Origin of the sequence: Methylacidiphilum sp. Yel (genome assembly GCF_004421185.1) — a bacterium.
In the GTDB taxonomy this organism is placed as follows: domain Bacteria; phylum Verrucomicrobiota; class Verrucomicrobiia; order Methylacidiphilales; family Methylacidiphilaceae; genus Methylacidiphilum.
The window spans coordinates 1-7,127 of record NZ_LXQB01000048.1 but is presented as its reverse complement, the minus strand read 5'-3'; the positions used below and the strand labels follow the sequence as shown (position 1 = coordinate 7,127).

Annotated in this window: 6 protein-coding genes and 1 pseudogene; 3 read left to right on the top strand and 4 right to left on the bottom strand. The window is 43.0% G+C overall.

What is annotated here, in order from left to right:
• Positions 1-297 precede the first annotated feature (297 nt).
• Positions 298-672 (bottom strand): annotated as a pseudogene (locus A7Q09_RS11315) (RRXRR domain-containing protein); the annotation flags it as partial.
• A 268-nt stretch (positions 673-940) separates the two neighbouring features.
• Here A7Q09_RS11315 and A7Q09_RS11010 point away from each other — a divergent pair.
• Together A7Q09_RS11010 and A7Q09_RS07275 are read left to right on the top strand one after the other, a co-directional pair.
• Entirely contained in the window at positions 941-2,542 is a 1,602-nt protein-coding gene (locus tag A7Q09_RS11010; protein WP_244228595.1) for a hypothetical protein, read from the top strand.
• The gene (locus A7Q09_RS07275; protein WP_394346628.1) at positions 2,533-3,222 is read left to right on the top strand and encodes a hypothetical protein; all 690 of its coding nucleotides are present in this window, start codon (positions 2,533-2,535) and stop codon (positions 3,220-3,222) included. The genes A7Q09_RS11010 and A7Q09_RS07275 overlap by 10 nt, the downstream gene beginning before the upstream one ends.
• A 46-nt stretch (positions 3,223-3,268) precedes the next feature.
• Here the strand turns inward: A7Q09_RS07275 and A7Q09_RS07270 are convergent, their stop codons facing one another.
• The 3 genes from A7Q09_RS07270 to A7Q09_RS11495 form a co-directional block, all read right to left on the bottom strand.
• On the bottom strand, positions 3,269-4,501 hold the full coding sequence (locus tag A7Q09_RS07270) for a hypothetical protein (protein ID WP_134390722.1): 1,233 nt from the start codon (positions 4,499-4,501) through the stop codon (positions 3,269-3,271).
• An 80-nt stretch (positions 4,502-4,581) separates the two neighbouring features.
• On the bottom strand, positions 4,582-5,277 hold the full coding sequence (locus A7Q09_RS07265) for a hypothetical protein (RefSeq protein WP_134390720.1): 696 nt from the start codon (positions 5,275-5,277) through the stop codon (positions 4,582-4,584).
• Positions 5,278-5,830: 553 nt separating this feature from the next.
• Positions 5,831-6,058 carry a recombinase family protein gene (locus A7Q09_RS11495; RefSeq protein ID WP_134390718.1) on the bottom strand — a complete coding sequence of 76 codons (228 nt, stop codon included), beginning with the start codon at positions 6,056-6,058 and terminating at the stop codon, positions 5,831-5,833.
• A 251-nt stretch (positions 6,059-6,309) separates the two neighbouring features.
• Between A7Q09_RS11495 and A7Q09_RS07255 the strand changes: the two genes are divergently transcribed.
• Positions 6,310-6,987 carry a hypothetical protein gene (locus tag A7Q09_RS07255; RefSeq protein ID WP_134390724.1) on the top strand — a complete coding sequence of 226 codons (678 nt, stop codon included), beginning with the start codon at positions 6,310-6,312 and terminating at the stop codon, positions 6,985-6,987.
• Positions 6,988-7,127 lie beyond the last annotated feature (140 nt).

Genomic DNA, 7,127 nt, shown 5'->3' with positions numbered 1-7,127 from the left:
AAACAGCCAGCAGCATTTTTTCCTGCACCGTCCTGCCAATCAAACAGCTCTTGCTGGGCGGAAACCAGCGGCCGGCCACCACCACTAGCCTACCACCCCACTTTGCATTGTATTCCAGTTGCCGCCGAAACTCAAAGAAACCCATGTTGGATAGGGATCAGGCCAGATGCTCGTTCTTCACCATGCCGCCTACCTTCAGCTCTTTGACGAGGGAGGGGTGAAATCGTCGCGTGAGCTGAGCTCACACAGGCCGCGTCCAGGCAGTGGGTCTTGGGGATACTGAGCCGATGCCGATTCATACTCCCCTACCTCGTATCCAAACAAGCTGCCTTGCTGGTACTCCGTTCCGGAGATTTCGGGATGCTCCAGGGCCTGGGTGTCGAACCGCATCAGTTCCTGCGATAACGCGGTAATCGGCCTAAGAAGACCGATCCGTGTCACCCACCTCAGCACTGTATCCACCCGATGCCGCAAACTTGGTGCCAGCCAGCCTTTCGGCCTGGTCCGGTTATCGAACCGTGACGGACGATACCTCAATTTCCTACGCCGCCGTCGAAACGCCCGCCGCCTGGTCAGCGCATCCCAGATAGCCTCTCCTCGATGCTGCCATTCCAGCAGTATGAGCACGGGGATGGCACAGACGATTTTTCCAGTGCTTGTATCCACTGTCTTTTTTCCCGCAGGGCTTAACTACCTGTTGCAAACGGAGCGGACTGACTACCGCTTTCCCTGGTCAACCCAGCCTGACTCACAAGCTCCGTCCTTCAGGGCGGAGTAGTTGACGTTCCATAATAGCGTTAAGGAAAAACTAAAAACCATGCGTTTGTTGGCGCATGCATTTTTTTAGTCTTTATTTAATAAGTTCTTCTGACTTTTCTTTTATTGGCAATCCCAAATAGCCTTTCCTTTTCCTACTAATAATAGTGCAAGAGAAAAGGAAATGAGCGGAAAAAGGTTTTTTATTTTTTCTTTTTTTATTTTTCTTTTTTTTACCCTTTCTGCCTCCGCTCAACAACAAGGCTATCAACCCAATGGGTCTCTTTCAGGGATCGATCCAAGTCTTGGTCCCCTTATTCAAAAAGTTTTTCAGTTTGGTCAGCAAGCTAGAGAAGAAGGCGAGCAGATTGCAGTAAGCATCGCCCCCTTTTTATTTTTCATGGCAGCAGCCGTCGGAGGATTTCGAGTGGCCTTTGGAAGGCCCATTATCGATGAACTCATCGATTATACCATTCATGCGGTTGTGATTTGGATCGTTGTTTATGCACAATTTCCTCAGCACCTTATTGATGCCGCCAGGCAAGCCTTGATTCAAGGAGGACTCAACTGGGGAAAACAAATCGCTAACCTTGCCTTTGATCCGCCTGCAGGAAGTACCCCAACGCAATGGTGGATATGTTGGATCCATGTGCCTCCGTCCAGTGGCGTTGGGGTGGTGGCTTCACCAGGAGGAGTGTGTTCGGGAAATATAGCCGATTTTAAATTTGGACCGATCTTTGTAAGCCGCATGTTTGGACTAGCCAATAATTTGGCGATCTTTAATCCAGTGGTATACAAATATCTCAATCAAGCCTTTCAGGGACTTCTCTCATGGATGGCTATGATGCCAAATGATATCAGTCCGGTTGCTTCTCAAACCGTAACTGCTATGCAGATCTGGGCGATACCCCTTATGACTTCTATCGGCTGGGTATTTGCTCTTGTTTTAACAGCGGCTCTCCTTTGCATTGGAGCTATATTCACCATCATTTTTAGCCAGATTATATTGCTTGGGGGCAGTGAGGCAGCATATCAAGCCTTAACTGGTTTTGGTATTGCTCTGGTGCCATTGACTTTTTTTGCTTCCTTTCGGGGTCTCTGGAGGCCAATGCTTATAGGCCTAGTTGCCGTATCAATTGTTCCGCCCCTATACTGCATCCTAGCCGGACTTGGTTACATGATGGCAGACATCATTTTTAACACCCTCTTTGGCATTAGTGCCAGCGGAGATATGGGCTTTGTTGCTGGTGCAACAACCCTAGGAGCGATGATCCCTATGATCATTGAAGCGACTATTGGCTGGCCTATTAACGGACTTAACCTTTCCAACCTTTTTGGGGGCAGTGGAGGCGGCTTTTCAAGTCTCTTACAAGTCTTTCTCCAATCCATTCTTACCAATAACGGTGCTCCAGGAGGTATTCCTATTCAACAATGCCTAGAACAAGGGGCTTCGGCTAAAAGCTCTTTTTTGTGTGCTGTGGTCTATACCATTCTAGGGTTTTTGCAGGCTTCAGGAGCCTGGGTACTATACTCCCTAGGCATAAATATCGTTGCAGCTTTTATTTATGCTGGATCGATGTTCCCTCTTGTAGCCGTACGAGTCGCTTATGGTTGGTCTTTGGCATTCTCTGACATGGCTGGTGCCTTGCTTGAGGGCTTTAGCGGGCATTTTGGTCGGGTGCACGGGGCAAGCATTGAAGGGCTGCAGGGTGTTGGACAGAATATCCAAAGCCGAGTAGGAGGTGTCTTAAAAGCCATTATTGGGAAGGACGAACCATGGAAATGACGATCCTGCTTTCCTTTTTTTTCCTTTATTCTTACATCGAATCGACTCATACTTATGCCAAGCTATTCCTTACTAGAGAAAAAACCTACCCGTATGCCCTCCGCCCGCATGTGTTTTTCGATCAAAAAGTAGAAGTAGATTATAGGACAAATATAATCAATAATGCCTATATCCCGGAAGATCCGAGATATCCGGCGTTGTGGGCCAGGGCCTGGATTAATGGTCATCCCCTGAGCATGAAAAAATACACTAAAGCCCAAGCAATGAAAAAATACACTAAAGCCCAAGCATCTGGGATCGTTTCGGGTGTTTCTCGACATTCGAAATATGTCTGGCTTTCTGAGGGGTTTACAGGCGGCGGCGAACTGCACAAACAGGCGGAGTTTGTCGTGTTGCCGGCAGAAGGCACTCAAAAAATAGATGAATACATCTGTGTTTTAAACTGGGGGGAGCCAATCGAAGAGGTGACCTTTACAATGGATCTTGGTGCCATCACCATGGCTATCCCTGGAATCGGTAGACAAAATAACCCTTATTATGTTCAGTGGCTTTATGGCACATTTTTTAGGCTAGACCCTCCTGGTTACCAAAAAATCGGTAGTACTGTCAACTGGCGCTGGACCCATATCCCAAGCATCGACCAAAAAATCTGTGTCCAATGGTATGCCTGGTATAGATGATTCTGTAGGAGAGGATATTCCTCATATGCGCCAGGGCACATGTTTTTTATGGTTCATGTTGAGATGTATCTTTTTCTTTTTGTTTCTCACCATGCGATAAGGAATGAGGGTAACGCACGTGAGATTTTGTTTGTATTTTTATCCCATGGGTTATCGCTTTTTGTAAGCCTTTCTGACTTTCAAACACATAATCTGTTGGATAATTCCTAAATTCATCCGTATAAGCATCAGCTGTAACAACACAGGAAAAACCCGCTTTCTTCACTTCTTTTGAAAGATTGGTCTGTCTTTTTATTTCTCCCAAATGGTACGCTCCTCCCCAATGGATCACTCTGGAGCCTGGATAATAAAAAGATCTAGTTTCTGCCACTTGTTTAATGTTACATGGACCATATTTGTGATCCTCTTTTAATTCTAGGTTTCCAGACATCCTTTGATCCCTATAATCCACAAATTCAGGTTTCATATCTCCACCAAAACATAAATTTCCATTTTCGATAATATGAACCACAAGACTCTTATCCTTCTGTTGCATTTTCGCTATGTTATTCAATTGCTTAAAGAAGCGATTAAAGAAGCGATCCTCTGAATCCCCCTCTTTTTGAAGGGCTTCGTGAAGGTTAATCCCCTCTTTTTGAAGGGCTTCGGATAGTTTCTTTCTAAGACTCTCTTTTGGGATTTTCCCTAGAAAAGCACTTTTTCTTGCTTTCTTTAGGTACTCCTCAACAGGCTGTTGGCACGTTTCAGGCAAGCTTATTCTAAAAAATAGATTTCCTTTTTTAGCATGCTCTTTCATTTCTTTCGTGCTAACATCCACCGCATATACCTGCAGATTCCCATGGTTCTGAATATTATGCTTTGCTACCTCTTTGATTACATCGGTATAATGAACAAGGGGCCCTACCGCTTCTTTTTCTCCAGTGCCTTTATCCACTATATACCATTGGTTCTTTTCCCTTTTGACATAATGCTGCTTATCCACCGGCAACGGCAAATACACAGCAGCGGGATATCTTTTTAATATTTTATAGATCAGTTTTGCTTCCAACTGATCGACTCTTTTTTCAGCTTCTTGCATATCTATTTTATGCTCGTTAGCCTTCTCATATATCAGGCTAGCTTTCCGCATAAAGGACTGGATCAGTGGATTAAAATCCCTTGGTAGTTCCAAGGTTAAAACAAAGCCTTGTCGATCTAGTTGGGGAAGGGCATTTATTAAGGACTTATAATGATTCTCATCGTGCATTTCACCTACAAGGACAGCTAAAGCTCTTTTCATTTTTTTTTCAACAAGCTGTAGTTTTTTAACCTATGCATTATAGAACAACGGAGAAAGATTAGATAACAGGGAAGATAACACTAAAAAAGTCTTTTTCCGAAATTCTTCTTAATCTGCAATTCGACTAGCCTGTTGGCTATGAATTTACACTTTTGAGAAAGAGAAAGAAATTTTGTGGAAGATTCTGGAGGTGGTGGTATCTCTAAAGAACCATCCCTTCCCAGAAGTTCTCTCTTAAGCCCAAAGCCTTTTATGATATCTTCAGGGCCAAACTTAACTTTACTTCCATCAAAAGTTATAACAATACTTAGCGTCTCTTTATTGACTCGACGAGGTACTACTGGCATCGGCGGTAGTAGTTCATTTTCAATCCATTCATTTTCTATGAAGTGAACTGCTACAATTTTTTTTATGGCTCGATCAACACTACTAGGACATGTATAAGTATAAACTGTTTTTTTAGGTTCAATGCGATGAGAATATACACCTATATACTCACCATGAAAATCATGTGTTTCATGTGTTATAAAAAATTTCTCAGGGTAAGAAATTTCTTGAATCTTAAAGCTTCTGTTATCCATTGCTATTTTATCTAAAGCTATTTCATCTAAATCATCCGAGATATTAAGAAGATTTTTAAAGTCTTCGATATCTATCGTTTGTTTTCTTATTAAATTTGAAAGTTTGGTTTCAGCTTCCAAGAGTTCTAAGGTACAAAGAAAAAAAACGAAAAAGAAAATTATCTGTTTATCATCACACCAGTTGAATATTTTCATATCTATTTAATAGGTTACCAATTCTATTGGAGAGCATTCTAAGTCTGTTTTTTTCTGTTTTTTCCCCACATCAGTAGCCCTCAAATCTATGAGAGTCGGCCCAAAAATATTTTAGATTTTTCAGAGAGCTATTTGCTATCTAAGAAAAAAATTGCCGCAGCTCTATATTCTTCCCTCAGTCTAACCAAAAGTTACAAGAGCTCTTAAGAAAGAGACGAAAAGAAATTTCACTTCCTTATAAATCCCACTGAAAACATGCTAAATAAGCTGACCCAATATTTCTTTTGAAAGTAGGATGGTTGTTAGTGTTCCCTTCGCGTAAGTTCATTTGATATTCCTCAAGAACAGGAGCTTTGACACCCTCCCTGGCCTAAAGACCGGAGATTTTTAGGTTGTTCAGACGCAGCATTGAGCCGCTCCTAATTCGCCTCGATGGGTTCCTGCTGCTGGTGACCTAATGCATCGCTTATTTGCAGGCGAACCGAGCGTGCTTTGTCCTTAGAACATTGATTATGTCGACCACATCGACGTTTTCTTAGAAACCACATTCCACCTACTCAAACAAGCTTTGTGTCTGGTTTGCGATGACTTCGAACGTCCAACCTTGCCAGGCGCAGTAGCGTTCAAGCAGCTGCTTTTGCTGCTCCAGCTCATCTTTCTGCTCGAAGCTAAAGACACGGGCGTAGGCAATGGTTCGACCTACCGCCTTCAGCGCATAGAATGGATCTGGCCGAAACTGCGCAAGGTCGGAGCGACACTGCCCGCCAAGCTGTGCGTTCATCGAAAAGAAGCTTGTCCTCGGGCTCCCAGCGCCGCAGCGCTTGCGACGCGACCCCTAGGAACTCGGCGCCTCTAGAATGCTGATTAGCTTGTGAGACATGCTCAAAATATATATCTTTGCGCAAGAAAGTCCCTATGTCGCAATGAGCTACTCTTCATCTCCTTTGGATAGGGATGGATCAATCATCATCCGAAATCTAGATAGAAAAGAAAGAATTGCAGAATAACACCCTTTCATCAAAAATAGGAAAAATGGGGCTTTTGTCTCTCTTTCTTTCCTTCTTCTTTTTTGCTTACTATGAAAAATTAGACACCTATGCTCGACTCTTTCTCACTCAAAAGCCTGGAACCATGATCCAGGAACCGCACATCTTTTTCGATCAACGATATTCTTCAGTACTTTCTCCAGTAGCATACGTAGGCAATCTATTTTTGCCTGAAGACCCTCAATTTCCAGCATTGTGGGTCAGGGGATGGCTTAATGGCTCCCCGATTCCTATGAAAAAATATCCACGAGAAGAAGCAGAAAAAATTTTCGCTAGACATTATGCATCACACTACGCTCAATATGTCTGGCTTTCTGAGTCTATTCATGTCCATGGTGGTTATAATTATATCATTCAAGCAGAATTCAACGTCCTTCCGGCACAAGAACAAGGGAAAATTGATGAATTTCATTATATTATCAATGGAAACTCCTCCGAACCCCTGTACATGACTTTTACTCTAGATCTCAGCTCTATAAATCGATTCATCCCTGGAATCGGAAAACCCAACTCTCCCTATTTTATCCAATGGTTGTGTGGCAATTTTTTTAAACTTTTTCCTGATGGCTACAAAACTTCGAGTGGTAGAGTCTATTGGCAGTGGCAAAATATTCATTCTATTGATCAAAAAATTAAAACAGAATGGTATGCTTGGTACAGGTAAACATCACCCAATGGATATTACCATCCATCGCCGTAATGCCCCTGCCTTCAGGCATGGGGATATAAGGCGATAAATTATAGCTATGTGTAGTATAATTATGTATGAACAGAAAAGAACAATTGAAATCCAATAAAAATATT

Coding starts and splice junctions, on each gene's coding strand:
- A7Q09_RS11010 (WP_244228595.1), top strand. CDS start 941: ATGAGCGGAAAAAGGTTTTTTATTTTTTCTTTTTTTATTTTTCTTTTT.
- A7Q09_RS07275 (WP_394346628.1), top strand. CDS start 2,533: ATGGAAATGACGATCCTGCTTTCCTTTTTTTTCCTTTATTCTTACATC.
- A7Q09_RS07270 (WP_134390722.1), bottom strand. CDS start 4,501: ATGAAAAGAGCTTTAGCTGTCCTTGTAGGTGAAATGCACGATGAGAAT.
- A7Q09_RS07265 (WP_134390720.1), bottom strand. CDS start 5,277: ATGAAAATATTCAACTGGTGTGATGATAAACAGATAATTTTCTTTTTC.
- A7Q09_RS11495 (WP_134390718.1), bottom strand. CDS start 6,058: ATGAACGCACAGCTTGGCGGGCAGTGTCGCTCCGACCTTGCGCAGTTT.
- A7Q09_RS07255 (WP_134390724.1), top strand. CDS start 6,310: ATGGGGCTTTTGTCTCTCTTTCTTTCCTTCTTCTTTTTTGCTTACTAT.